The sequence below is a fragment of the Halalkalibacterium halodurans genome (assembly GCF_005671335.1).
Taxonomy (GTDB): Bacteria; Bacillota; Bacilli; order Bacillales; family Bacillaceae_D; genus Halalkalibacterium; species Halalkalibacterium halodurans.
In genome coordinates this window covers 1,765,153-1,790,485 of record NZ_CP040441.1, presented here as the reverse complement: position 1 = coordinate 1,790,485, position 25,333 = coordinate 1,765,153, and the positions used below count along the sequence as shown (strand labels likewise).

23 protein-coding genes and 1 riboswitch are annotated in these 25,333 nt (G+C 45.3%); of the genes, 1 reads left to right on the top strand and 22 read right to left on the bottom strand.

Going from position 1 to position 25,333, the window contains the following annotated elements; translation table 11 throughout:
* Window positions 1-3: 3 nt before the first annotated feature.
* From cmk to prsW, 10 genes are all read right to left on the bottom strand, one after another.
* On the bottom strand, window positions 4-672 hold the full coding sequence (cmk, locus tag FED51_RS08840; RefSeq protein WP_138090392.1) for a (d)CMP kinase: 669 nt from the start codon (window positions 670-672) through the stop codon (window positions 4-6).
* 123 nt (window positions 673-795) lie between these two features.
* Window positions 796-1,473, bottom strand: a complete 678-nt coding sequence (locus FED51_RS08835) for a flagellar brake protein (protein WP_010897796.1) — start codon at window positions 1,471-1,473, stop codon at window positions 796-798.
* A 94-nt stretch (window positions 1,474-1,567) separates the two neighbouring features.
* Window positions 1,568-2,911 carry a germination protein YpeB gene (ypeB, locus tag FED51_RS08830; protein ID WP_053431369.1) on the bottom strand — a complete coding sequence of 448 codons (1,344 nt, stop codon included), beginning with the start codon at window positions 2,909-2,911 and terminating at the stop codon, window positions 1,568-1,570.
* A gap of 19 nt (window positions 2,912-2,930) precedes the next feature.
* Window positions 2,931-3,923 (bottom strand): spore cortex-lytic enzyme, encoded by a 993-nt coding sequence (sleB, locus tag FED51_RS08825; RefSeq protein ID WP_053431370.1) that lies wholly within the window; start codon window positions 3,921-3,923, stop codon window positions 2,931-2,933.
* Window positions 3,924-4,226: 303 nt separating this feature from the next.
* Window positions 4,227-7,667: a methionine synthase gene (metH, locus tag FED51_RS08820; protein WP_053431371.1), complete on the bottom strand. Its 3,441-nt coding sequence runs from the start codon at window positions 7,665-7,667 to the stop codon at window positions 4,227-4,229.
* Between the two features lie 17 nt (window positions 7,668-7,684).
* Window positions 7,685-9,541 (bottom strand): bifunctional homocysteine S-methyltransferase/methylenetetrahydrofolate reductase, encoded by a 1,857-nt coding sequence (locus FED51_RS08815; RefSeq protein WP_053431372.1) that lies wholly within the window; start codon window positions 9,539-9,541, stop codon window positions 7,685-7,687.
* On the bottom strand, window positions 9,538-10,710 hold the full coding sequence (metC, locus tag FED51_RS08810) for a cystathionine beta-lyase (protein WP_053431373.1): 1,173 nt from the start codon (window positions 10,708-10,710) through the stop codon (window positions 9,538-9,540). The genes FED51_RS08815 and metC overlap by 4 nt, the downstream gene beginning before the upstream one ends.
* Complete coding sequence (locus FED51_RS08805) at window positions 10,707-11,843, bottom strand: methionine biosynthesis PLP-dependent protein (RefSeq protein WP_053431374.1); 1,137 nt, start codon at window positions 11,841-11,843, stop codon at window positions 10,707-10,709. The genes metC and FED51_RS08805 overlap by 4 nt, the downstream gene beginning before the upstream one ends.
* A 172-nt stretch (window positions 11,844-12,015) precedes the next feature.
* A riboswitch (SAM riboswitch) is annotated at window positions 12,016-12,125 on the bottom strand.
* A gap of 109 nt (window positions 12,126-12,234) precedes the next feature.
* Window positions 12,235-12,396 (bottom strand): hypothetical protein, encoded by a 162-nt coding sequence (locus tag FED51_RS21100; protein WP_166740002.1) that lies wholly within the window; start codon window positions 12,394-12,396, stop codon window positions 12,235-12,237.
* A 60-nt stretch (window positions 12,397-12,456) separates the two neighbouring features.
* Window positions 12,457-13,104, bottom strand: a complete 648-nt coding sequence (prsW, locus tag FED51_RS08800) for a glutamic-type intramembrane protease PrsW (RefSeq protein ID WP_053431375.1) — start codon at window positions 13,102-13,104, stop codon at window positions 12,457-12,459.
* A 220-nt stretch (window positions 13,105-13,324) separates the two neighbouring features.
* Between prsW and FED51_RS08795 the strand changes: the two genes are divergently transcribed.
* Entirely contained in the window at window positions 13,325-14,293 is a 969-nt protein-coding gene (locus FED51_RS08795; RefSeq protein WP_053431376.1) for an asparaginase, read from the top strand.
* Window positions 14,294-14,319: 26 nt separating this feature from the next.
* Here FED51_RS08795 and FED51_RS08790 read toward each other — a convergent pair whose 3' ends face one another.
* The 12 genes from FED51_RS08790 to FED51_RS08735 form a co-directional block, all read right to left on the bottom strand.
* Window positions 14,320-15,288, bottom strand: coding sequence for a YpdA family putative bacillithiol disulfide reductase (locus FED51_RS08790; RefSeq protein ID WP_053431377.1), 969 nt, complete (start codon window positions 15,286-15,288; stop codon window positions 14,320-14,322).
* Between the two features lie 109 nt (window positions 15,289-15,397).
* Window positions 15,398-16,663, bottom strand: a complete 1,266-nt coding sequence (locus FED51_RS08785; RefSeq protein WP_053431378.1) for a Glu/Leu/Phe/Val family dehydrogenase — start codon at window positions 16,661-16,663, stop codon at window positions 15,398-15,400.
* 188 nt (window positions 16,664-16,851) lie between these two features.
* On the bottom strand, window positions 16,852-17,769 hold the full coding sequence (locus FED51_RS08780) for a D-alanine--D-alanine ligase family protein (RefSeq protein ID WP_053431379.1): 918 nt from the start codon (window positions 17,767-17,769) through the stop codon (window positions 16,852-16,854).
* Between the two features lie 350 nt (window positions 17,770-18,119).
* On the bottom strand, window positions 18,120-18,725 hold the full coding sequence (locus FED51_RS08775) for a genetic competence negative regulator (RefSeq protein WP_010897783.1): 606 nt from the start codon (window positions 18,723-18,725) through the stop codon (window positions 18,120-18,122).
* Between the two features lie 110 nt (window positions 18,726-18,835).
* The gene (locus tag FED51_RS08770; RefSeq protein WP_134229022.1) at window positions 18,836-19,024 is read right to left on the bottom strand and encodes a hypothetical protein; all 189 of its coding nucleotides are present in this window, start codon (window positions 19,022-19,024) and stop codon (window positions 18,836-18,838) included.
* A 360-nt stretch (window positions 19,025-19,384) separates the two neighbouring features.
* Window positions 19,385-20,155, bottom strand: a complete 771-nt coding sequence (locus tag FED51_RS08765) for a metallophosphoesterase (protein ID WP_053431381.1) — start codon at window positions 20,153-20,155, stop codon at window positions 19,385-19,387.
* Window positions 20,152-20,565 (bottom strand): hypothetical protein, encoded by a 414-nt coding sequence (locus tag FED51_RS08760; protein WP_053431382.1) that lies wholly within the window; start codon window positions 20,563-20,565, stop codon window positions 20,152-20,154. The genes FED51_RS08765 and FED51_RS08760 overlap by 4 nt, the downstream gene beginning before the upstream one ends.
* Window positions 20,566-20,675: 110 nt before the next feature.
* A complete protein-coding gene (locus FED51_RS08755) occupies window positions 20,676-21,644 on the bottom strand; it encodes a hypothetical protein (RefSeq protein ID WP_010897779.1) in 969 nt (322 codons plus the stop codon).
* Window positions 21,641-22,171, bottom strand: a complete 531-nt coding sequence (locus FED51_RS08750) for an RNA polymerase sigma factor (RefSeq protein WP_010897778.1) — start codon at window positions 22,169-22,171, stop codon at window positions 21,641-21,643. Before FED51_RS08750 ends, FED51_RS08755 begins: the two co-directional genes overlap by 4 nt.
* A gap of 378 nt (window positions 22,172-22,549) precedes the next feature.
* The gene (locus tag FED51_RS21690) at window positions 22,550-23,488 is read right to left on the bottom strand and encodes a GNAT family N-acetyltransferase (RefSeq protein ID WP_083445553.1); all 939 of its coding nucleotides are present in this window, start codon (window positions 23,486-23,488) and stop codon (window positions 22,550-22,552) included.
* Complete coding sequence (locus FED51_RS08740; protein ID WP_053431383.1) at window positions 23,460-24,674, bottom strand: M20 family metallopeptidase; 1,215 nt, start codon at window positions 24,672-24,674, stop codon at window positions 23,460-23,462. The genes FED51_RS21690 and FED51_RS08740 overlap by 29 nt, the downstream gene beginning before the upstream one ends.
* Window positions 24,675-24,735: 61 nt before the next feature.
* Window positions 24,736-25,125: a gamma-glutamylcyclotransferase family protein gene (locus tag FED51_RS08735; protein WP_053431384.1), complete on the bottom strand. Its 390-nt coding sequence runs from the start codon at window positions 25,123-25,125 to the stop codon at window positions 24,736-24,738.
* Between the last annotated feature and the right edge of the window lie 208 nt (window positions 25,126-25,333).

The window sequence follows — 25,333 nt, the reverse complement described above, 5'->3', positions numbered from 1 at the left end:
GGACTACACTCGCTCCTTTACATAGCCGATGATGGTTTGTGTCACTTCAGATATGGAAAGGCTCGTCGTATCGATTTCAATCGCGTCTTCCGCCTTCCGAAGCGGGGCAAAGGAACGATTTGAGTCAAATTCATCTCGTCTTGCAATGTCTTTTATTAATTGCTCTAAGCTTTGCTTAAACCCTTTTTGGATATTTTCTTCGTACCGTCGTCTTGCCCGCTCTTCTACGGTAGCTGTTAGAAAAAACTTCAGTTCCGCATTCGGTAAAACGTAGGTACCGATATCTCTTCCATCCAACACACAATTTGTACCTTCTGCTAGTAGACGCTGCTGTCTAACCATTTCCTTTCGCACCTGTCCATGGCTGGAAACGAGCGAAACCGTCTTTGTTACTTCTTCTGTACGTACTTGATCCGTAACGTCTGTATTATTTACGTATACCCTCGTTTTTGCTTGTTCATCCACGAGCTTAATCTCGATCGAATCAAGTAGCGATTTTAACGATGCTTCATCATCAGGCGAAACATGATGTTTAATCGCTGCATACGTTAACGCTCGGTACATCGCCCCAGTATCTATGTACAAGAAGGACAACGCCTGTGCCACTTGTTTGGCAACTGTACTTTTCCCTGCCCCTGCAGGGCCATCAATTGCAATTTTCATCTTCTTCATTCTACACCTCTAATGTCTAAGGACAACAATTCAATGGATAATCTATCTAATTATTCAATCAATATCATACCATATTCTTCGCGGATGGTCTAATCCTCGTCTGCGAAAACACGATTTAGCTTTTTATGAATCAAATAACAACTGCTTGTCTTGCAGTTGACGCTCGAAGCAAAATCGAATAATTTTCTCTTTATGACGTTCTTCAATCGAAATAAACTGAAGGGACACGCGGCTGAGCGCTTCCTCATGTCGCTTATGTAAACGAACGATCTTGCAGCGTGCTTCTACGAAAAACATATCACTCGATTGTAAATGTAAGGCTAGCACAATGTCTATCTCTCCATCTCCGGGAAGGCTTCGACCGTTTGGAAGGACAATCGCACAGCCGCCACCACTAATGTCAACCGTTGTCGCGCGAAATGGAGTAAACGCCGTGTTTTCAGTTGGATGAATCGCACAATCCACAGTTGCTGAAACGCGCACATCTTGCCTTCGTTGAATTCGCTTATAGATTTCGGGCCCAGGATCATTAAAAACGAGAACTGGAATCGTCTCTCGCCTTCTTTCCTTAATGGTTGATTCAAATATATACATCGCGCCATCCTTCCCTAAGAAATGTGCACGAAATGGAGTTCCTTCTGGAAAAAGACTAGGTTTCTTCGTCTGTTCGTGGATTGGAACATCGATCACCATTTCTTGATTCAGTCGATCAACCAGACGACAATAATAACGTTCAGCCTCTTCGTTCTCCCCTTGTTCACCTGTTTTCTCTAGATAGATTGTATCACCAATGGCTATCACCGCAGAATCCCCCTCTAACTTTTCGCACTTGATGATTTAATCTTATTATCTCACGGTAGACGAAAAAAAAGAAGAAGGAGAGCTCCCCTTCTTCCTAATCAAAATCATATACAGGCTCGGCCTCCTGCATTTTTTCCACTTTTTCTTCTTCTCCATCTTCCGCATTAATGTAAATTCGATACGTTTCGTCATTGATGACCCCGAAAAACTCATAACAAAGCACTTCTTCCCCGAGATCATTTTGAATGAGTGCGATGTGATCTTCCATCACCTCTAAACGCGGGTTTAGTCGCTCCCTCGCTTCATCTGCTGTCAACTCAGGCTCTTCAAGGTCACGATCATGATGATTCACTAAATAGGACATCGCCTCATAGCCGATAATATCGCCTTCATCTAAAGCGACTTCGACTTTAATCCTGTCTGGATAAACCCGTACGTTATCTTCAAGATAGACAAATTCAAACACACCGATCGAATCATACTGCTTGCTATCAACGAGCTGCATATTTTCCTTGTCGTGCTCCTCTAAAAACTCTTGTGCTTTGTTAGAGGCTTCATTCAAACTCATATTTTGCTCGTTAATCTGGCGTTCCTGAAGAAACCAAATTGGGTGTCCGCCTTGTTGAGTCATGTCTAAATAGTAATGGGCTTGCCTTTCAGGATCATCGATGATGACACTATACATATCAAGGCCATCACCTGTTTCAGAAACAATCACATCCGTTGCCTGTTCCATATCAACATATGATAAAGCAATTTCCTTTGCTTCCTCTTCTGTTATCTTTCTTTTTTCAAGTCGTTTTTCTAATTTTTTTTCATGGTCGTTTCTAATGACCATTCCTGGTCCCCACTCAACTTCACTTGCACCTTTTACATGCTCATCCATCGTTCGAAAGCCATCGACGATTGCGTTATCTAATGGTTCGTCTTGTGCTTGAAACTCCTTATTTAAGTCGAGCCAGCGCATATCTTTTTTCAACGTCATCGCTTGCGTTTTCCGCAAATCATTTTTGATCGTCTTCGAATAATCATGTAACTTCTCTAACTTTTCGTATTCTTCGTCTGTTAACGGTTCCTTATCAAGATCTCGGATCGATGTTTTGTAACTAAACGTTCCCAAATGATGCAAAAACTCTTCCGTTTTGCTTAAATCGACAATACCTAAGGGAAGCTGGCCAATCTCCTCTGATGCAAGACTCGTCAGCCTCCAAACTTCCGCCAGAGAAGGGGTTAGCTGCCTTCTTGTATTCATAGCAATCGTCGCCCCTAGTTGATCTTCAATTTGATCAATATGATAGGCTAATTCGTGAAACGCCCGTTGATAGCTATTTTCGGCTTGCACGGTCAAAATTTGACTTTGCTGTTGTTCCTGGAAGCCCCAGTAACCTGTCGCGATGACGGCTACCGCTAATAGGCCAATGATTACATTCCGTATCACAATCGCTCACCTCCAGATACTAATTACAGAAAATATGTTTTCCAATCCGTTTAATTTGTGGTCTTGACCAGATCCAACCAGATGTCGCTGTATCCGGGTTAAAATAATAGGTTGCGCCTCCTGACGGATCTTGGCCGTTCAATGCATCTAACACGGCCCGTCTTGCCGTTTCATCTGGTGTCATGTAAATTTGCCCGTCGGCTACTGCCGTGAAAGCAAGTGGCTCAAAAATGACACCTGAGACGGTATCTGGGAAGGTTGGACTGTTCAATCGATTTAAAATAACAGCAGCAACAGCCACTTGTCCTACATAAGGCTCTCCCCGCGCTTCTCCATAAACGGCTTGTGCCATTAGTTGAATATCGTTATCAGAGTAACCTGCAGGAACATTTGTTGCTTTTTCGATATTTGCCTCATCATCTTGAGCATCTGGTGTTTCTTCGTAAGGTGTTGGCTCCTCTGGTGGTGCAGGTGTCGGTTCCGGCGTCGGAGCAGGTGTTTCCTCACGCCGCGGAGCTCTTTCATCCGTTGGCGCGGCAGGGTCATCTCTTCCAGGACGATCAGCTCGAGGCTGTCTCACTTCTTCGCGTGCACGCCTCCTTTCATCTGCGCTCCCTTTTGGCCCTTTTTGAATCTGTTTTGGTACCCCGCCATAATGGGTAAATTTCCTTCCTTGGGTCAGCGCCCTATCGACAAAATCTCGGTTGAAGTTTGTTGTTTTTTCAAGCTTTGCTTTCATTTCAGGCCCAACAAGACCATCCACTTCCATCCCGAACTCATATTGATAATTACGAACGGCCCAGTATGTGCTCCATCCAAAGACACCATCAATCTTCTTATTGTAAAAACCAATGTATTGGAGTCGGGCTTGTAATTCCACCACATCATCCCCGGTGGCTCCATGCTGGATGACTTGGTCAGAAAAAGCATGGGCTGTCGTCGTCATGTTCATTAAACTGAGAAATAAAGCTAAACTCAGAAGAGGAATTTTCAACCATCCTCGTGTACTCATGCTGTTCGTACCTCCTTATGGTTTAGGCAATTGCTTATTCCCAATGTTGTGTCTATACGCCAACGCTTACACGTATTGTTTGTTGACCCTTAGCGTTTTTATTCAAAAAAGGAGAAAAAACTTAAGCATTGAGAAATTTGAGCAATGAGCACACGATCTTACCAGCTAGGTGTTTTTTACAAAGTAAAAGTTATTAACAGCCCGTGCTTGTCGCCACCCTTTAGCAACTTGATCTTTCATACGCGCTCGATTATTTAAAATGAAAAAAGACCTTCTCTGCTTATAACAGAAAAGGTCTTACCTCTATAAAACATTAAAATAGCGAGCCTCAGGATGGGCAAACACCATCGCGGTGACGGAGGCTTCTGGTTCCATCATAAACCCTTCCGTCAACTCAATTCCGATCTTTCCAGGCTTCAACAGCTTAAACAACTTTGCTTGGTCATCCAAGTCAGGGCATGCAGGGTAGCCGAACGATACACGGATGCCACGGTATTTTGCAGCGAAACGCTCTTCCATTGTAAAGTCAGCCGAATCAGGAAACCCCCACTTATCACGCATGAGCTGATGGACACGCTCGGCAAACCCTTCCGCCATCTCTAAGGCTGTTGCTTGGATTAAGTGACTGAATAAATAGTCTCCAGCCTCTTTCGCCTGCTCCCCTAATTCACGAACGCCTTTTCCTGCGGTTACAGCAAGGAAGCCAACATAGTCCATTTCCCCACTGGAAACCGGGCGAAGGAAATCGGCAAGACACAGATAAGGCTCCTTATTCTGACGCGGAAAATGGAATCGCTCGATTTCATTTGTTCCCGTTTGATCATAAATGACAATATCGTCCCCATCCGACTGAGCAGGAAAAAACTGATACATGCCATGGGCTTCCATGAGCTGCTCCTCCTTCACCCGGATGAGTAGCGCATCAACTTTTTCTTTTAATTCAAGAGCCTTCTCGTCTTTTTCTGCAAGCAGGCGGCTCACTTTCCCTTGTAAGCCTAAGTGACGTCCTAACAACATCTGCATGTTAATATACGGCTCTAAATGGGCAATGCTATGGTGGCGCAAAATGTGCGGCTTCACATCAGGTGGGACCGCTACAGGTACCGTTGTCGAAACATGGGATCGAGTCGGCTTTACCGCAACTGCAGTTCCGCCTCCTCCCATTTGTGTCCTCGAGTTCGCCTGCTCCTTCGCTTCATGGAGGGAGACCGCTAGCTTTTCTCGTTCATCAGGTTTCATTAATTTATTGGCAAGCTCTAACCCGTTCATCGCATCCTTCGCGTAGACGACGAGACCATCATACTCTGGAGCGATTTTTGTATTCGTAAATTTCCGCGTAAGGGCTGCGCCTCCGACTAAAATCGGAATGGAAATTTGTTGTTGCTTCAAATCTTGGGCGGTAAGTACCATTTGTTGTGCTGATTTGACGAGCAACCCTGACAAGCCAATCGCATCTGGATTTTCTCTCGCCACCGCTTCAATCAGCTCATTAGAGGTAACTTTAATTCCTAGGTTCACGATGCGGAAACCATTATTGCTCAAAATAATTTCCACTAGATTTTTCCCGATATCGTGAACATCGCCCTTGACCGTGGCAAGAATGATTTTTCCTTTTCCATGATCGTCTGCTTTCTTTTCCATATGTGGCTCAAGGTGGGCGACGGAAGCCTTCATAACCTCAGCGCTTTGCAATACTTCAGCGACAATAAGCTCGTTATTGTTAAACAAACGACCGACTTCGTCCATTCCATTCATGAGCGGGCCGTTAATGATATCAAGCGGATCATCATATTTCGCGAGCGCTTTATCTAAATCTTCTGTCAGCCCGTCCTTTGACCCTTCAACAATGTAGTTTGCCAACCGCTCTTCCAAAGTTAAATTAGAAGTCTCCACTTTTTTCTCTGCTTTTTTCCCTCGATAAAAGGCGGTGAACTCAGCGAGCGTTTCATCTGTCGTTTCAAATAAGAGCTTCCTTGACAATTCTTTTTCTTCATCAGAAATCGAGGCATAACGCTCAAGCTTTTCTGTGTTCACGATAGCGTAATCAAGGCCAGCTTGTGTACAATGGTATAAGTACGCCGCGTTCAGCACCTCTCTTCCGACAGGCGGAAGACCGAACGACACGTTACTAACTCCAAGAATCGTTAAACATTCAGGGAGCTCTTCTTTGATCCTCCTAATTCCTTCCACCGTCTCATTCGCCGAGCCAATGTATTGCTCATCGCCTGTTCCTACTGGGAACACGAGCGGATCAAAAATAATATCGCTCGGACGAATGTTGTATTTGTTTACGAGCAGGTCGTATGACCGTTTCGCAACCGCTAATTTTTTTTCTGCCGTAATCGCCATTCCTTCTTCGTCGATCGTACCAACGACAACCGCGGCTCCATACTTATGGACGAGCGGGACCACTTTTTCAAAACGTTCTTCGCCGTCCTCTAAGTTGATCGAATTAATGATCGCTTTCCCTTGTGAATACGTAAGCGCTTGTTCAATTACCTTTTCGTCGGTGGAGTCAATCATGAGCGGTACCTTCACTTTGTTGATCACGAATTTTAAAAATTCCTCCATGTCCTCCATTTCATCGCGATCCGGATCAGCAAGACAAACATCGATAACGTGGGCCCCTTTCTTCACTTGGGATCTTGCAATTTCTGAGGCTTCTTCATATTTTTCTTCTTCGATCAACCGTTTAAATTTACGAGACCCGATGACGTTTGTCCGTTCACCGACAAATAGTGGACGCATGCTGTCATCGTATAACAGTGGCTCAATTCCTGAGACCGAGTGGGGGTGATCCCCTTTTGGTTGTCTCGGCTCAAATTGCTTCATAACGTCCAAAAGAGCACGAATGTGGTCTGGAGTCGTCCCGCAACAGCCACCAACCATATTCAACCATCCCTTTTCCGCAAAACCTGCGAGCTTGGCTGCTAATGATTCTGGGGATTCGTGATAGTTCCCCTCTTCGTCAGGTAACCCAGCATTCGGATAACAGCTTACAGAGCAGGTCGCAAGGTCTGAAAGAGAACGGAGGTGATCGCGCATAAATTCCGGTCCTGTAGCGCAGTTAAGACCGACAACGACGGGATTCATATGCTCTAATGACAAATAGAACGCCTCGATGTTTTGGCCGGCGAGCGTTGTTCCCATCGGTTCAATCGTTCCAGAAATGATGAGCGGCAGTTTTACCTCTAGCTCTTTTTGCGCTTGACTCAGTCCTAAATAAGCCGCCTTCACGTTTCGCATATCCTGGCTCGTTTCGAGTAATAAAATATCCGCCCCGCCTTTAATTAGACCTGTAGCTTGCTGGCGATAAGACTCGATAAGTTGTTCGAATGTCGCGCCCCCTGTGACGGAAAGAGATTTCGTCGTCGGCCCCATCGCCCCTGCAACGAATCGAGGCCAATCTGGAGTGGAAAACTCTTCAGCTACACGTTTAGCGATTTTCACCGCGCATATGTTTAACTCCTCTGCTTTGTATCCGAGATCATAATCGTCAAGAACGATATCTGTTGCCCCGAACGTGTTCGTCGCAATGACGTCTGCTCCTGCCTCTAAGTATGCGCGATGAATGTCCTCAACGACATGGGGGGCCGTCTCATTTAAATATTCATTACACCCTTCATACTCTTCTCCGCCAAAGTCATCAGCGGTTAGATTCGCGGCTTGTAACATGGTCCCCATCGCCCCATCAAGGATGACGATTTTTCGCTCTAACTGTTGTTCAAACAACGATTTAGTCATTCTTCTGATCGTCCTTTCTACTTCTGAACCGAGCGTTCTGGCTGTCTGATTTGATGATGAGTCTCCTTCACATAGTGAGTCAGATCAACAGTCATTCCGTAGCGTAAAAACGGGGTAATCAAATAGATGCCGTTAAAATAATGAGTCGCTACATCCAATAAAGATTTGGCAATGGCGAGTCCTTCCCGTTCCCCTTTTTGTCGGTCTTCACCGGCACGTGCCATCCGTTCTCGAATCTGATCTGTCAATTTAATACCCGGTACCTCATTATGAAGAAATTCTGCATTTCGACCGTTAATTAATGGCATGATTCCGATATAAATCGGCTTTTCAATGTGCTTAGTCGCTTCGTAAATGTCCTCGATCTGCTTTTCATTGTAGATTGGCTGGGTCATGAAATAGTCAGCGCCAGCCTCGATTTTCTTTTCCATTCGTTGGACCGCTCGCTCAAGGTGACGGACATTTGGATTAAAGGCAGCCCCCACAGAGAAATTCGCTTTTTGACCTAGTTCTTTTCCTGAAAAGGAGATTCCTTCATTCAATTGCTTGATTAAAGAGATTAGCTGAAATGAGGTCACGTCATAGACCGACGTGGCACCAGGAAAATCACCGACCTTTGTTGGGTCCCCCGTAATCGCTAATAAATCAGTCATCCCTAAGGCATGGAGCCCCATTAAGTGCGACTGCAACCCGATCAGGTTCCGGTCACGGCACGTCACATGGACGAGTGGCCGAGCGCCCACTTGCTGCTGAATAATCGCTCCAAGCGCTAAGTTATCGACACGAGGAGAAGCCAAGGAATTATCCGCCATCGTCACCGCATCCACTCCAGCATTTTTCAAAGCCGCTGCCCCTTCAACAAACCGATCGATCGCCAAGTTTTTCGGTGGATCTAGCTCCACGATGATCGAAGGCTGCTTCTTCACTTTTTCCGCAAGTGGCTCTCGAGCCGTCTTTTGCCCAGTAGAGCTCAACGTTTCTTTGATTTCCAATCTCACAGGCTTGCTTACAACAGGCTTTAATCCTTTCACAACTTTAGCAAACGCACGTACATGTTCAGGAGTGGTACCACAACATCCTCCTAGAAGGCGAACTCCTTGCTGCACAAAGCGTTTTCCCATTTCATAAAAATATTCTGGATTTGAATGGTAATACAGCCGACCGTCGCGATAATCTGGTAAGCTAGCATTTGGATAAGCAGAATAGTAGGCTCTGTCCAAAAGTTGAACCGTTTCGAGGGAGCGAAGCATTTGGTAGGGTCCCATACGACAGTTAATGCCGACAAGATCTGCTCCGAGCCCTTCTAGCTCTGCAAACGCCTCTTCTAACAGTTTCCCCCCTTGAAGTACGCCAATTTCTGCGATCGATAAATGAGCGATGACGGGCAAATCCGTTAAAGAACGGGCAAGACTGACGGCCAATTTCGCTTCTTCTAGATCATAAAAGGTTTCCAATAAAAGACCGTCCACCCCTTCGCTTACGAGCGCCTTCATCTGCTCCAAAAACACGTCCTGGACTTCTTGGATTTCTACTTCTTCAAATTGAATGCTGCGAATGCCGCCGATGGTACCGAGGACAAACGTCTCTTGTTTTGCAGCCTTTCTCGCTAATCGAACGGCGGCGCGGTTGATTTCCAATACTTGGTCGTCAAGCTGATATTTTGCTAGTTTCATCCGATTTGCCGCATACGTGTTCGTCTGGATCACATCAGCTCCAGCTTCCACATACGCTACATGGGCTGCCACGATTTTCTCTGGATCGGTCACATTGAGCTCTTCAAAGCATCGGTCAATCCCTTGCTCGTAAAGAAGCGTTCCCATGGCGCCATCTCCGACTAATATGTTCGTTTTCAGCGCTTCGACCAAGTTCGTCATAGATGTTCCACCTTTCCTCGAACGTGAGCAAATGCCGCTTTAAAGTCAGCCATTAGTTCTTCCGGTTTTTCTAACCCGACTGAAAGTCTAAGCAATCCATCACGAATGCCTCTTGCCTCCCGCTCCTCTTTCGGCATCGCGGCATGGGACATTTTGGCGGGGTAAGACAAGATCGATTCTACCGCTCCTAAACTGACAGCAAAAACAGGGAGCTTTACATGTTCCACGAACCTTCGAACCGCCTCTTCATTTTCTAGCTCAAACGATAGCACAGCGCCAAACCCTTCCGCCTGCCTTTTTTGCAATTCGTGTCCTAGGTGATCTTTTAAACCAGGGTAGTAGACTCGCTTCACTTCCGGGACGCCTAGAAGCCATTCGGCGATCTGCTGAGCCCCTTTCTCTCCGTGCTCCATCCGCACATGAAGTGTTTTCAAACCTCGGAGAACGAGCCATACGTCTTGAACGCCTAAAATAGCGCCGAACGAGTTTTGTAAAAAGGCGAGCTTTTTTCCCAGTTCTTCATCCTTTGTCACCGCCAGCCCTGCGACAACATCACTGTGACCTCCAATAAATTTCGTCGCACTATGGAGGACGACATCGACTCCAAGTTCTAGCGGTCGCTGCAAAGCAGGTGTTAAAAAGGTGTTGTCAAGAAAGGTGAGACATTCGTGTTCTTTTGCCAGTGAAACGACCCCGTGAATGTCGGTAATGTTCAACGTCGGATTGGATGGCGTCTCCATATAAAGGACACGGGTATTTGGTCTGATGGCCGCCGCCACTTCCGCCAAGTTTGTCATATCAACAAATGTATGGTCAATTCCAAGCCGGGTTAAAACTTCCGTTACGAGGCGAAAGGTCCCACCGTACACATCTTTCGTTAAGACAACGTGATCGCCCTTTGATAGGAGCATAAACGCTGTGGAGATGGCAGCCATCCCAGAAGCAAACGCAAATCCATGATTGCCTCCCTCAAGCTCAGCAATCGCCGCTTCGAGAGCATCCCGTGTCGGATTACCCGAACGGCTATAGTCATACGTTCCAAACGTATCAAAGTCAAACTGATGAAACGTAGAAGCGTGTTGGATTGGTACGCTTACCGCACCAGTTGCCTGGTCAACCTTATGCTCATTATGAAGTAGTTTTGTTTGCAAGCTGTACTGTTCGCTCACTGTGCTTCACTTCCTTTCACCGCTGACTGCTCGATGACACGGTTGAACGCTTGATCGAGGTCGGCAATCAAATCACCCACATGTTCGATCCCAACTGAGAATCGCAACAAGCGATTACATACACCGTTAGCGATCCGCACATCCTCTGGAATATCGGCATGGGTTTGCGTCGCCGGATAGGTCATTAAGCTCTCGACTCCCCCTAGGCTCTCTGCAAATGAAATGAGCTTCAACGATTGTAAAAACGGGTTAACCCAGCTCTCCGATTGGATGCGGAAGGAAAGCATCCCACCCCGTCCAGGATAAAGAACATCCGTTACTCCTTCATGCTTTTCTAAGTAAGACGCTATAGCCCTCGCATTGTTTTGATGCTGCTCCATTCGTAGAGCAAGAGTTTTCATCCCACGAATGAGCAACCATGAATCAAAGGCTGAGAGCGTTCCGCCAATTCCGTTATGGTAATAGGCGATCTGCTCACATAGCTCTTGTCCTTTGGCAACAATCAATCCAGCGATGACATCATTGTGTCCGCCTAAGTATTTTGACGCACTATGGATGACGATATGGGCCCCTTCGTTTAATGGTTGTTGTAAAAGTGGCGTATAGAACGTATTATCGACGATCAGCAGCAACCCATGTTTATTAGCAAGGGCGGCAAGCTCACGAATATTTGCTTCTTGCATGAGTGGATTCGTAGGGGTTTCAATAAACAGCGCCTTCGTTTTTTCTGTTATTTGCTGTTCTAACGCTGCAAGATTTCGCGGATCAGCATAGGAGAAAGAAAGCCCCCACTTTTTCCAGCCACCTTCAAACAAGCGGTACGTCCCTCCATACAAATCTTGGGAAGCAATAATTTCATCCCCTGATTGAAAAAGAGAAAAAACCGTTTGGATAGCTGCCATACCGGAACTACAGGCAAACCCTTGATCTCCGTTTTCTAACGTAGCAATCGCCTTTTCAAGCACTTCTCTCGTGGGATTCCCTGTCCGTGCATAGTCATAGCCAGTGGATTCGCCAATTCCGGAGTGACGATAGGCGGTCGAAAAGTAAACAGGCGTGTTGATCGCACCTGTTCGATCATCCATTCGATTTCCGATTTGTACTAAAGCTGTTTCTAATTCTTTACGATTCATGGTTGCTCCTCCTATCCATCTATTGGAAAAATCAGCTCGTCGCCAAGTTGCGAAAGCCTTCATTTTCCTTAAACTATCTGAAAAGTTCGATCTTTTCTGATTGTGTAAAAAAACACCTACCTTCTCGTCATGTAAGATTAAGAAGAAGTAGGTGTTGGATCTCACTCGCTTCCTCTTATCTCTCAAGCAAATAATGCTTGCAGGAATTAGCACCTGACCACAGGATCGTGGCTGGTTGCTGAGGTTTCTTCGGGCCGTTCCCTCCACCTCTCTGGATAAGAATACGAGACACTATTTTGTTTTCAAGACCTTTTTATAAAAATTACAACAATTCTAGCGAAAATGCAACAACATTCTTTCAATTCGTTTATTTTTTCACGGTGCGAATGGATTATTCTGGGGCACCATCAATATAAAGGTGATCTTCGTTGCCACAAATGCATTGTTTAAACCCCGTTTCATACTCTCCTTTTTCGTTTCGGTGGCCACGAAGAATGTAGCGTTCACCGCATTCAGGGCAGCGAATGACGACACGGTACCGTTCCTTTGCCATGCTCTCTACACCTCCATTCATTTTCTTCAAAGGTAGACGTATCTACTTCTCTACCTTTCATTAGCGGTCCAGTTGATTAGCCAGTTTTACTTTTTGTATCGCTACCCACCATAATACCAACATAAAGGGCACCATGACAAAAAGAAAATGCTTGCTCCACAATAACAAAATTGCATCATACAAGCTGTGCAGCAAAACCGGGAGAAAGAGCGAGAGAAAGAGCCATTTCTTTCGATGCTTTTCTTCCATTTTTGCTCGTCCTAAATAGTATCCCATAATCACGCCATAAATTGCGTGGCTTGACACTGGAAGTAACGCCCGACCGATCGCGGTTTCCACACCGTTAGCAATTAAGTATAATCCATTCTCCATAGAGGCAAATCCTAACGAAAGGGAAACACCAAATATAATCCCATCGTACCGACGGTTAAATTCCACATGTTTGTAGGCGAAAAAATAAAGCATAAACCATTTGAAAAATTCCTCGAAAAATCCATAAAGAATAAAGGCTTTTAACAAAGGATTCGCAAAGAAACCTTCCGCAAGAAACGCATGTTGGAGCACCATGACTGGAAACATCAGGAGCGCGCCAATTAAAAAGGTTCGCACGACAAAGCCCAAGGTTTGCGAGCCGTATTCATTTTTCAAATAAAAAAAGCATAGAAGCGCCATGGCTGGAGCAATGGCGGCTGTCAATAAACTGAACACAATGTCTCAACCTCTCCGTCCAAACTCACTACCCCCATTGTAAACGTTTTGTAAGGTTCACGAAATGGATTTGCAATAAGAAAGAGACTTTTTTACAGTTGAACAGCTATGTTATGATGATGCTTGTGAACAACTTGGAGTGAAGGGGTACACTTTGTCAGATTCACTTGTCTGGTTTTCACTCAAACAGTATAACCATTCGCCAAAAGGAGAACGAGCCATGAAAAAAGTTTTAGTTATACACACAGGTGGAACGATTGCGATGCATGAAGATGAAAAAGGGGGCGTACAGCCTAAAGAGACAAATCCCCTGTTTGCCACCGTCGAATCGTTAACATCGATTGCCTCGATCGAAGTCGATGATTTTCTCAATATTCCTTCCCCCCATATGACACCTGAGCTCATGTTTCAGTTGGCTGAGCGACTAAAGAGCCGAGTAGGTAATGAATCGTTTGATGGGGTCGTGATTACACATGGGACGGATACGTTAGAAGAAACAGCCTACCTTCTAGATTTGTTACTCGATTGGGAAGTCCCTGTCGTTGTCACAGGGGCGATGCGTTCCAGTAATGAGCTCGGAGCGGACGGACCACACAATTTTATTTCTGCTGTCAAAACGGCTGCTACAGATGAAGCAAAAGGAAAAGGAGTTCTCGTCGTATTTAACGACGAAATTCATACAGCAAAAAACGTCACGAAAACTCATACGAGTAACGTCGCCACGTTCCAAAGTCCACAGTATGGGCCGATTGGGATTGTCACGAAACGAGGCGTTACCTTCCACCACGCCCCTTCATACAAAGAGAGCTATACGGTCTCAAGCATCAATCATCGAGTTGTGCTATTAAAGGCCTACGCAGGCATGGATGGGTCCGTTGTTGATGCGATTGCCGACACGGGAATTGACGGCCTAGTCATTGAGGCTTTCGGACAAGGAAACTTACCACCAGCGGTCGTCCCAAGCATCAAACGTCTTCATCAAGCCAACATTCCAGTGGTACTCGTGTCAAGAAGCGTTAGTGGCATCGTTCAGGAAACGTACGCTTACGAGGGAGGCGGGCGTCACCTAAAAGATTTAGGGGTTATTTTTACGAACGGTTTAAATGGTCAAAAAGCACGATTAAAGCTACTCGTCGCCCTTGAATTGACGACCGATCATAAGAGATTACAAGAAATCTTTTTCAAATAAAAGAGCTAGGCACCATGCCCAGCTCTTTACTCCACTCGTTCCCGAATCAGTTTTGCGAACATTTCTCCGTGAAATCTGCCATTTTCAATAAATATCTCGTTAGCGTTATTTCCTGCAGCTATAACACCTGCGATAAAAATCCCTTCCACGTTAGTTTCCATCGTTTCTGGGTCGTGAATGGGACGACCTGTATCGTGATCGATAGCAACACCCATCGTTTTCAGAAAGTCGTGGTCTGGATGGTAGCCGATCATGGCAAACACGAAATCGGCTCTTGCCGCTTTCCTCTCACCATGGGTCTCATACTCCACTTCCGAAGCTGTGATTCGTTTCACTTGTGCACGAAACACCATCTTTACTTTGTCGTGGTTTACAAGAGAAACAAATTCCGGTAAAATCCATGGCTTGACACTATCTGAGTACGTGTCTCCACGATATAGGACCGTTACTCTTGCTCCTGCCTTCTCCAATTCAAGGGCTGCGTCGACCGCGGAGTTTTTCCCGCCGATCACGACAACGTCCTGGTCAAAGTACGGGTGCGCCTCTTTAAAATAGTGAAAAACATGGGGAAGATCTTCCCCTGGGACACCTAGTGAATTGGGATGATCATAATAACCTGTGGCAATGACCACTTGCTTGCAGTGATATGTTCGCTTTGATGTTACTACATAGAATGTCCCGTCCTCTTGCTTCGTCACCTTTGTGACTCGCTCAAATGGATTGACACGAATCTGCTTTCGTTTGACCACTTCTCGATAATAGACGAGAGCTTGGCTTCGCTTTGGCTTTCGCTCTTCTGTTAAAAACGGTACTTGCCCAATTTCGAGCTTTTCACTCGTACTAAAAAACGTTTGATGGGTCGGATAACGATGGATTGCGCTCACAATGTTGTCCTTTTCAATAACAAGAGGCTTGAGACCTTCATTTTGTAACGCAATCGCTGCTGCCAACCCGCACGGACCACCACCGACAATAATCACCTGTTCTTGTTCCATACGTTGATTCACCACACTCTTATTCTTTAACTCGACCTTCGTTCAAAAATGAAACAACCCCCTATAAAGTGAAAGCTTTATAAGGGGACACCATCTTTATTATACCTCGTTATACCCAGCCACGGAAGCGAGATGCTTCGGCCATTTTCCTTACGCCGACCATATACGCTGCTAGACGCATATCCACCTTCCGTCCTTTCGCCAGCTTATAAATGTTATCAAAAGCGTGAACCATAACAGCTTCTAACTTTCCTTCCACCTCTTCTTCCGTCCAATAATACCCTTGGTTGTTTTGCACCCATTCAAAGTAGGAGACGGTAACGCCACCTGCGCTTGCGAGTACGTCTGGTACGAGAAGAATATCGCGCTTTGTTAAAATTTCCGTCGCTTCAATCGTCGTCGGACCATTCGCAGCTTCGACCACGATTTGTGCCTTAATGTTATGCGCATTTTTTTCCGTAATTTGATTTTCTATCGCAGCCGGTACAAGAATATCGCAATCTAACTCTAATAGCTCTTCATTTGAGATCGTATTTTTAAAGAGCTTTGTAACTGTACCAAAGCTGTCCCTGCGATCGAGCAAATAGTCAATGTCAAGGCCGTCTGGATCGTGAAGAGCTCCATAAGCATCCGAAATTCCAATCACCTTTGCTCCTGCATCGTGCATGAATTTTGCTAAGAAGCTCCCTGCGTTTCCGAAGCCTTGGATCACCACCCTTGCATCTTGAAGATCGATACCTTTTTTCTTCGCTGCCTCACGAATGCAAATGGTAACCCCTTTAGCCGTAGCAGACTCCCGTCCGTGTGAGCCTCCAAGGACAATTGGTTTCCCTGTAATAAAGCCCGGTGAATCAAATTCACGTATTCGGCTATATTCATCAAGCATCCATGCCATGATCTGTGAGTTTGTAAAAACATCTGGTGCCGGAATGTCCTTCGTCGGACCGACAATTTGACTAATCGCCCGCACATAGCCGCGACTGAGTCTTTCTAGTTCACGGAACGACATGTCCCGCGGGTCGCAGACAATTCCGCCTTTTCCTCCTCCGTACGGAAGGTCGACAATTCCTGCTTTTAAGCTCATCCAGATAGAAAGCGCTTTCACTTCTTTTTCCGTCACATTTGGATGGAAGCGAACACCGCCTTTTGTTGGGCCTACCGCATCGTTATGCTGGGCCCGATAGCCAGTAAATATCTTTGTTGAACCGTCATCCATTCGCACAGGAATTCTAACCGTTAACATGCGAATCGGTTCTTTCATCAACTCATACATTTCATCTGGATAACCTAATTTATCAAGCGCCTTTTTAATCACTGTTTGCGTAGAAGCAAGCACGTCTGTTGTTTTCCCCGACCGCTTGTCTTTATCTTCCATTCGTTTTCACCTCTGGCCACCCTTACACTCTTTAGTTAAAAAGCTTCGACACTTATAACTATAAAGAAAGTACCTTCTTTTTTCCACCGTTTCTGTAAGAAAAATTACGAGATCATCCAATAGTGTACCCTTCAAAAATCGGATGATTCTTTGCATCGATTTTTGAAGGGTTTTTAAACACGGAAACGTTATTTTTTTAACGAAAGGTTGACAAACGTTTGGATCATTTCCTCATACGACATACCAACCCCTTTGGCAGCATCTGGATACAAACTCGTTGGTGTCATCCCCGGAAGCGTATTGACTTCTAAAATGACCGGATCCGATCCGTCGTTTGGAACGATGAAATCAACCCGCGAATATACATCACATCCTAGCGCTTGGTGAGCACGAACGGCTGCTTGTTGCACATAAGCGGTATGCTCCTCAGAAATTCGGGCAGGAACAATATGTTCGCTCATCCCTGGAGCGTATTTTGACTCATAATCATAAAGTTTATTTTTCGGAACAATTTCCACAACAGGAAGTGACCGCTCTTCCCCTTTATTGCCAAGCACAGCAACCGTTACTTCTGTTCCGGCGATAAACTCTTCAATGAGAATTGTATCATCATGACGGAAAGCTTCTTCAATCCCTTGCAAAAGCTCCTCCTCTGTTTCTGCTACGGTTAAGCCGATGGTTGATCCTTCCTGATTTGGTTTAACGACGACAGGATATGTGCCTGTAAAGTTAAACGCATTTGCATCGTACGTAAATGAATGGAGTACGACCTCCTCTGCAACCCGAATGCCTGCTTTTTCAAAAAAGAGCTTAGCCTTCGCTTTATCCATGGCAAGGGCCGAACCTTGAACACCTGTACCAACATAAGGGATGTTTAACAAGTCAAGCAGTGCTTGAACCTTTCCATCTTCGCCTAACCGTCCGTGAAGTCCAATAAATACAAGGTCAACGTCTAAGTCAACCAAGTCGCGAACCTGATCTGGATGAAAATCAATGCCAATGACCTCATGACCGTTGACCTTTAACGCCTCCATAATCCCTTTTCCTGATGATAATGATACTTCTCGTTCTGCTGATGTCCCACCATATAAAACCGCTATTTTCACGTATGTTCACTCCCACTGTCATATGTTTCTACAATCACTTTATTCAATGAACTATGTATTGGACGATTGTCTATCCTGTATCATTGTATCACAGCTTCAAATATGACGAAGCTAATAGTTTCATCACAAAAAAGTGAACTTCACAAAGTGGGCGCCTCTGCTGAACGTTTGTCCAATCTCTGGCGATGTGGGACACCTAGACGTTGTCATAGGACGTGGATCGTTTCGTCTCTGTTGAGATTTCCAGTTATGACTTAGAGCTAGACCTCTGACGAAGCCGTTTCTGATCCTTTTGTTCTTTAGTAGTTAATTTTTTTAAGTGCAAAAAACCGATGAGTTTCCCCATCAGTTTATGTTCTCGCTTTGAAAAAAGATTGATACAACTTAATGCATGCATCATTAGCAATGATTAATGATCCGTATTCTGCTACACGATAGGTTGAGATTGTTGAAGGATAACCGTATTCGGCCAGCAGGGCTATTAACGACTCTTCATCGATTCCGTCCAAATCAAGATCTGTGAAAGAAATATAGTATCGCCCTTGATACGAATAAAGAGTCCCGCCCGTCATTCCTAACGTTACCAGCCTAGGGACAAGTGAGATGACATCTTCAATATCGGCAAATTCGTAAAACACTTCATCGCTCTCATCAAGGGTCACTTGCATTTCAATATAGCCATCTTCGAGCCCATCTTCATCAAAATCTGATTCTTGGTGACCTTTCGTTACGATAATAACCATCCCTTGTGCTGGGAGGGCAAACACTTCAACAGCAATCGGGCCATCGGCTTTAAAACCTAATTCATCGTCTGCTTCTAGCATCATATCGCGAAACAAGTCATGAACCTTTGGGATATCCTGCCAAAGTTCATCCTTGGTAATGCCTCGCTCTTTTAAGTCATCGAATGTCAAAAACACTTTGATTTTATTCACAGCTAAACGCTCTAAACGCATCTCTGACCCTCCTCTCACGGCCTCCTAACACGACGAAGAAGGACCAAGTCTTGAGATCTTCTTACTATACGGTATGTGGAATTGAACAGAAGGTTCATGATTCAACCCTTTCAGCCAACCCATTTACTTTTATAAATTTTTAGCTCCATCGCTCCTAATTCTTTTGTACTTCCAATAAGGAGCGTCCACCCCTGTTTTGCCCGTTGCCTTATCTCTTTGTAACCTTTATCGTCACGCCAAAGCACTGACGCTCCTGCTCTGTGATAAAGCAAAAGGCGATATAGAGTTTTGATTGACACGTGTAATCCCCTAAAAAAGCTCGTTTTCGCGTCACGAATGATTAGTTCCACATCTTCCACTGAAATTCCTGCTCTGGGGAAAAGAACGTTACACCCCATTGTTTGCTACTAACGGAAACCTGAAACTGTAACGAAATTCGCAATTGGCACAATGATAACTTGTCCATTTTCGCCTGATTGCACAAATGTTCCTAATAGTCAATCTCCCATCGCTTAGAATGGATGAATAAATGCCCCCGCTTTGTCGACATTCTTTATGTTAGATTTCCCTTCGTTCGACTTCAAATGATTGCCCTACGCTGTCCCATTCCCATTACTGATAGTAAGTATAACGGAACATACCCCTTTGTACAATCTTGATCATTCCTTCCCGCGACGAAGGATGAGAACATGAGTTTCCGGGGGTGCTCCCAGCCTGAACGGAACACCGGTCGTCCCATAGCCATTGCTGACGAGTTGAACGAAGGTACGGTGCTTCGTTAATGCTCCAGGTTTTTCTAATCCGAGTCCAAAAAGACGAATTTGTCCACCGTGGGTATGACCACTTAATACAAGGTCAAGCGAATGGCGGGGATCTAGCTGATGGACGATCTCTGGGTTATGGCTTATTAGAATACGAAATCCGTCAGGAGCGTTTTCCAGCGCGTCAGACAGACGATCCCGTCCATGACCCAAGTCATCGACGCCAATGAAAACGAGGGTATCTTCATTTTGCGCAATCACCGTAAAACGATTCACGAGCTCTTCTACTTGCTCTTCTCGAAATAGCGCCCGAAGCCCTTGAATGTCCCCTTCATAATCATTGTTTCCCCACACAAAAAAGGTCGGCCCGAGCCGCCTTAGTTTTTGGACATTTTCTCGAACCTGTTCGAGCGGTACGTTCTTTTCAAGCAGGTCGCCTCCGATGATGACGTAATCAATCGATGCAGGGAGCTGTTCGAGTAGCTCATCTTCCAGCTTCCGGCGATGGAGATCAGAAATAAAAAAGATCATTACTCCATCAAATGACAAAGGTAGACTCGGAAAATACAACTCATGAGTAATCAAACGATTTTGCTTGGCTTCTTTTTTCATATGGACAACAAGTACGGCTCCAATAATAACAGCGATAATACTACCAAGGATGATCATAATGGAATCCTCCGATTCCGCCAAATAGTAGGTAAATCAACGTCCATTATACCATAAAACAAGGCGAACACCCCTCCAAGCAAGGCGACAATCCAGTGATGAAAAAACAAATGGATGAGTGACAACCCAGCCACAAGTACGAAAGCAAGGCGAACGTGGCTTTCTCCCGGTCTCCCATTCTTCTCTAAAAATAAAATTTTACATAGATCTTGAACAAAAAGCGAATAAGCTAAAAAGCCGATGCTAAACATGAATGCAGCGACGAGCAGCTTGATTGGCGAAAAAATAAGTTGTCCTAATACGAGTGAAACCGACCATGGATGGGAATGGGGAAAGGAAACTGCAGCTGCAAGCAAGCCACCATACCCAGCTAGAAGTAAACCAGACCTGATCGAGACATCTTTAAGCACGTAAAACCCTCCTAGACAAGTTGCTAAGAGCATTGTATTCAGCCTCCGCTTAAAGCATGTCTTTTTACGGTAAAGAAAAAGCCCGTCCAGTGAAACGGGCATTGGGTTGCTTAATTTCGCTCATCATAGCGATGCTCAATATTCTCTAACATAAGCTGTTCATGAGGGCCGTAACCTTCAGACCACTCAACATACTCTGTCGGGCGATTCAAACGGATGGCAAATTCCCCGCCTTGATGGTGTTCAAATCGAGCGAGATGAACTTCGACATCGTCGTTTCTAAAAACGTCATACTCATCGTCGATCGCCTGGAGGCGGGTCTGTGATGTAATCAAGTCATCTGTGCCACTTTTCGTATAACCCTCTGTTTCAAGGACATCTACGTAAGCTTCGAAAGTCGCGTCATTCGTAAACGCAAACAGCTCAAACACAGGTACGTCCCAAATAGGATCGCCACCACTAAACTTTACATAGACTTGCCTGCCCACGATACCGTTTTCGTTGAACCGCTCTAAAACAAAACGCTCGTCATACCAAAAATCTAATCCAAACTCATCGATCACTTCTTTTTTATAAACAAATTCCTCAGACATCCCTTCTAGCTCACCATAGACAATCCGTGTTTCTACATCCGCTTCATCAGCTTCAGCCATGCCTATATCTGGCTGTTCCGCATCATTAGCAGGAGATGTTTCTTCTCCTTCCTCTTCCATCGCAGGAGTCTCAACCGGCTCCTCATCTGCTTCTAACGCTCCGGCTTCTGCGCCTTGATCCATATTGGTCTGATGTTCATCTTGTTCAAGCGAGCCCTTTTCGATTGCTCGCTCCTGTTCAGAGTCAGCATGTAAGCTAAATTCCTCAGGTTGGGAAGGATTGCCGAAAAGGTTAAGTCCTAATACAGAGCCAATGCCGACCGTTAAAACGAGCAGGGCCGCCATTTGCCAGCGCTGGAATCGCGCGGGCCATTGACGTTTCTTTTTTATGTTTGCCGCAATTTTGGCGGAGGAAGAACGTGTAGGCATCTCATCATATTGACGCTTCAACCTTTCCATCGCCCGATCCAATTGGTTTTCACTCATAGCTGTTCACCTACTTTTTCGTACTTCGCTTTAAGTTGCTGTTTTGCACGAAGCATGCGTGTCTTAACAGCACCTTCTGTAATCCCTAACACTTGAGCAATCTCCTGGTACGTCTGATCGTGAAAATAATGGAGAACGATCGGGATTTTGTATTTATCGTCAAGCTGTTGAATCATCTCGTGAAGGGCTCTCGCCTCTTCGTCAAAATGCTCTTCAACATACGCTGTCTCTGGTGATTGATGTTGCAGCTCTAGCGCTTTCTTTCGCAGCCGCTGCTCTTTTCGGTAATGATCGCGGACAACGTTCAACGTAATTGAATAGAGCCACGTCGTAAATTTGCCCCGATCATGTTTATGGAGAAACCGATATACCTTAATAAACACCTCTTGGGAAATATCCTCTACCGCAAAAGGTGAAACACCTAGCTGGAAGGCAAATTTTTCTACCGTTTTCAGATGCAGTTCGATCAGCTGCTCGAACGCACCTTCATCCCCCTTTTTTGCCTTCATCAGTAAAAGCTCTTCCATTTGTAATGACCCTCCGTAAGATGTACACCTTCTCTATCTGACTATGAAACGACACATTTGAGCTGAAGGTTACACCATATGTAGTCTTTTTAGAAAAACTCGGCGATTAATGAGCCTGAGGACATGAACAAAGCTTGTATGGACCCGATACTTACATCCTACCATTTCCCGGCACATGGTGGGCTCTTTTTGTGAAAATTTGTATGGTGCCGTGATGCAGCCAAAACAGGTTGATACAAAACATTTTGAAACATACAGTACGTAAGTTCACGGCCATAAAAGCTAATCAAACGATCCCATCAATCAAAAGAAAAAGGTTCGGGTCATCAAAATAAAATGATCCGAACCTTTTTGATTACGTTTGGTTAGTTTTGTCCCCTATTTCAAGTCTTGGGCTAAGCGAATCATATGCTCACAACGAATACCTTGTTCAACGATCGGCTCACGATAATGCTTCGTAAAGAAATCTTTGTCGACGGCGGTGATCGAAAACCCGCATCGCTGATAAAGAGCCAATTGACCAATGCTTGAATTTCCCGTGCCAATTTCGATTCTGTCAGCACCCCTTTTGAGGGCAACGTGAATCCCGTGAAGAAGCAACAGTTTTCCGTATCCTTTTCCTTGCTCCTGTTCAGCCACCGCTATGTTCATCACTTCGAACAGACCGTGCCCTTTATCCTTCAAGACGATGACACCAACAGGCGTTCCTTCCACTTCGGCTAGGAAGCCTAAGCCACCAGACAGGTAACGTTCGATCATCGCTTGTTCGGGATCAGCTAACAACAAAAGATTCATCGGCAGTTCCTCACCGCATCGCTCCGTTATATTGACCATAGGCAACTTTCCTTGTTGTTCTAAAGAAAAAAACTGCTCTATTTGCTCGCGGTGATGTCGATCATGCTCGATCACTCCTTGTAAGTACGTATGAATAGACAGATTATGATCCCCAATCGTCAACGTCTGTTCCCATGCTTCTTCACGTAATTTTTCTACTGTTTCAATAAGCGCATAACGGCTTTTCAGGCATTGAACGATGATCGCTTCTTTTCCTAATCCATCCCGAACTTCCCTCTCCGATTGTTCGTTGAACTTTGCATGAGCACCGGCGGTAAACGTCGCTCTTCCCGCAAGAAAGGGAATAAATCGATAATTGCGGGCAAAATCGTCCCAGCGGTGAAAGTGATGAATCACCTCAGCAGGTGACCATCCTCCTTTCTGGAGTGGCGTGTGCCAGCTTTTCTGGCCCACAAGCACTAGGCGTTTGACCCATTCGGCGTGATTCTCTAACTTAGCGATCAGATGTGGCAGATGGCTCATGAGCTGAAGCGTCCTTTTGACTATATGATAGCGTAGCCGTCAGTAATGTTTTGGCCGCAATCGCTAACGATCGTTCATCGATCATAAATTTCGGATGATGGTGAGGGTAAATAATCCCTTCATCCTCATTTCCTGCACCTGTAAAGAAAAAGGCCCCTGGCACATGATGAAGGTAATAGGCAAAATCCTCGCCGCCCATAACCGGAGCCATTTCAGCTACATGTTCTTCCCCGACAACTGCCACCGCCGCATTCTTAAGGTCGTCTGTTTCTTTCGGATGATTGATCACCGCTGGATAGCCTTTATCATAAGCGAAGGCATATGTAGCCCCTGCAGCATCACAAACACCTTTAATCGTGCGCTCCATTCGTTCAATGATCATATCTTGAATGTCTTCTTTAAACGTACGAACCGTTCCAACAAGGTTTGCCTTATCAGCAATGACGTTAAATGGCCCGCCTGCTTGGAATGACGCAACGGTTACAACAGCCGATTCTAACGGGTCGACATTCCTACTGACAATTTGCTGCAATTGCTGGACGACCGAAGCACCCACCGTCACCGCATCGACCGTCTCGTGAGGTGCTGCCCCATGTCCTCCTTTTCCGTAAATCGTCACTGCAAATTTATCCGCTGCTGCCATGAATGCCCCGCTTCGATACCCGATTTCGCCAGCGGGCATCGTCGCCCATAAGTGTGTGCCGTAAATGACGTCCACCCCATCGAGGCAACCATCTTCAATCATGGCAATCGCACCCCCTGGGGCAAGCTCTTCGGCAAATTGGTGGATAAGGACAACACTTCCTTCCAACTGTTGACGGTGCTCCATTAAAATTTTTGCAATGATGAGAAGGGTGGCCGTATGACCATCGTGCCCGCACGCATGCATAACTCCAGGAACAGTTGATTGGTAAGGAAGACCTGTTTCCTCTTGGATCGGAAGGGCATCAAAATCAGCTCGTAACGCCACCGTTGGACCAGGCTTTCCACCTTTAATCGTGCCAACAACGCCTCGGCCTCCTACGCCGCGACGAACATTGACACCAAGCTTTTCTAAATAATCTGCGATGAAGGCAGGTGTTTTTACTTCTTCAAATGATAACTCAGGATGTTTATGAAGTGTCCGCCGAATGTCAACCAATTCGTCAAAATAAGCGTCCACTTTTTTCAATACGGCTTCAAGCATCTGAATCCCCTCCATCTTTTTCTTCTAGTGTAACGCTCCTGTAAATAAAAGAAAAGTCTGTTTATTCGGTTGATTTTTTGTTTTCCGTCCAGTCAAGCCAATCCCCCGAAGGAATCAATGTGCGCACAAGGGGCGAGTCAGGAGTAACTACATATAAATAACAATGGCTACCGTCTTCTAGTGTATGTAAGACCCGCTCGTACAAGTTATGATTCCGATCTGGAGCATAATCCTCCAATTCATCAAGGGAAACTAAATGCTGTTCATTAATCTCATAAAGTTCACCAACAACCTTTCCCCCTTTTTCATCGGATACAAGTGCTGGATAGCCGAGCCCTGAATCATACAAGTGACCATATACATAGCAACGCCGATTGTGACACCGGGCTCCGCGCAAATAATGATCGTTGGCTCCTCCTTTGCGAAGCGTCCCATAAACAAAAACGAGCAACGTCCATCCCCCCAAGATGTGCTGTAAGTACTCTAGTTATGATTATATACGAAAAAGGCTGGTACCTCTTTATGAGTACCAGCCTAGTAAATTAATCTGACATATTTGAGAATTTGTAGAGAGAATATGCCATTAACACTGCAATTCCCATTGCTAAAAAACCAATGCCAATAATTGCACCTAATTGCCCTGCTGTCATCATTCTCTT

Bases quoted from the DNA above. Each gene is read 5' to 3' on its own strand.
- cmk (WP_138090392.1), bottom strand. From the start codon at position 672: ATGAAGAAGATGAAAATTGCAATTGATGGCCCTGCAGGGGCAGGGAAA.
- sleB (WP_053431370.1), bottom strand. From the start codon at position 3,923: ATGAGTACACGAGGATGGTTGAAAATTCCTCTTCTGAGTTTAGCTTTA.
- metH (WP_053431371.1), bottom strand. From the start codon at position 7,667: ATGACTAAATCGTTGTTTGAACAACAGTTAGAGCGAAAAATCGTCATC.
- FED51_RS08815 (WP_053431372.1), bottom strand. From the start codon at position 9,541: ATGACGAACTTGGTCGAAGCGCTGAAAACGAACATATTAGTCGGAGAT.
- FED51_RS08805 (WP_053431374.1), bottom strand. From the start codon at position 11,843: ATGAATCGTAAAGAATTAGAAACAGCTTTAGTACAAATCGGAAATCGA.
- FED51_RS21100 (WP_166740002.1), bottom strand. From the start codon at position 12,396: ATGGCAAAGGAACGGTACCGTGTCGTCATTCGCTGCCCTGAATGCGGT.
- FED51_RS08795 (WP_053431376.1), top strand. From the start codon at position 13,325: ATGAAAAAAGTTTTAGTTATACACACAGGTGGAACGATTGCGATGCAT.
- FED51_RS08790 (WP_053431377.1), bottom strand. From the start codon at position 15,288: ATGGAACAAGAACAGGTGATTATTGTCGGTGGTGGTCCGTGCGGGTTG.
- FED51_RS08785 (WP_053431378.1), bottom strand. From the start codon at position 16,663: ATGGAAGATAAAGACAAGCGGTCGGGGAAAACAACAGACGTGCTTGCT.
- FED51_RS08775 (WP_010897783.1), bottom strand. From the start codon at position 18,725: ATGCGTTTAGAGCGTTTAGCTGTGAATAAAATCAAAGTGTTTTTGACA.
- FED51_RS08765 (WP_053431381.1), bottom strand. From the start codon at position 20,155: ATGATCATCCTTGGTAGTATTATCGCTGTTATTATTGGAGCCGTACTT.
- FED51_RS08755 (WP_010897779.1), bottom strand. From the start codon at position 21,644: ATGAGTGAAAACCAATTGGATCGGGCGATGGAAAGGTTGAAGCGTCAA.
- FED51_RS08750 (WP_010897778.1), bottom strand. From the start codon at position 22,171: ATGGAAGAGCTTTTACTGATGAAGGCAAAAAAGGGGGATGAAGGTGCG.
- FED51_RS21690 (WP_083445553.1), bottom strand. From the start codon at position 23,488: ATGAGCCATCTGCCACATCTGATCGCTAAGTTAGAGAATCACGCCGAA.
- FED51_RS08740 (WP_053431383.1), bottom strand. From the start codon at position 24,674: ATGCTTGAAGCCGTATTGAAAAAAGTGGACGCTTATTTTGACGAATTG.